Source organism: Domibacillus sp. 8LH, assembly GCF_038806185.1.
In the GTDB taxonomy this organism is placed as follows: Bacteria; Bacillota; Bacilli; order Bacillales; family Domibacillaceae; genus Domibacillus; species Domibacillus indicus_A.
Genome location: NZ_JAVJNG010000123.1, coordinates 1 through 276, shown reverse-complemented (window position 1 = coordinate 276; position 276 = coordinate 1). Strand labels below are relative to the sequence as shown.

Here is a 276-nt window from a genome sequence, read left to right as displayed (position 1 = left end):
ACCTGCGGCTGGCCGGCGCTCACGTGCTCGTTCAGGCGCAGGTAGTGAAAGTTCAGCCGGTCGTTGAGCATCGTCGCACTCACCGCGATGCCGATCGCCCCGCCGAGATTACGCATCAGGTTGAACAGGCCGCTCGCCGATTTCAGGCGCGACTGCGGGAGCGAGCCGAGCGCCATCGTTACGATCGGCGGCACGCTGAACTGCTGGCCGATGCCGCGCAGCGCCTGCGGCAGCAGCAGTTCGCGCCAGCCCCAGTCGTGCGTGATCGGCGTGTAC

Annotated in this window: 1 pseudogene; it reads right to left on the bottom strand. The window is 67.4% G+C overall.

From position 1 onward, the window contains the following. Window positions 1–276 (bottom strand): annotated as a pseudogene (locus RG959_RS24080) (hypothetical protein); the annotation flags it as partial.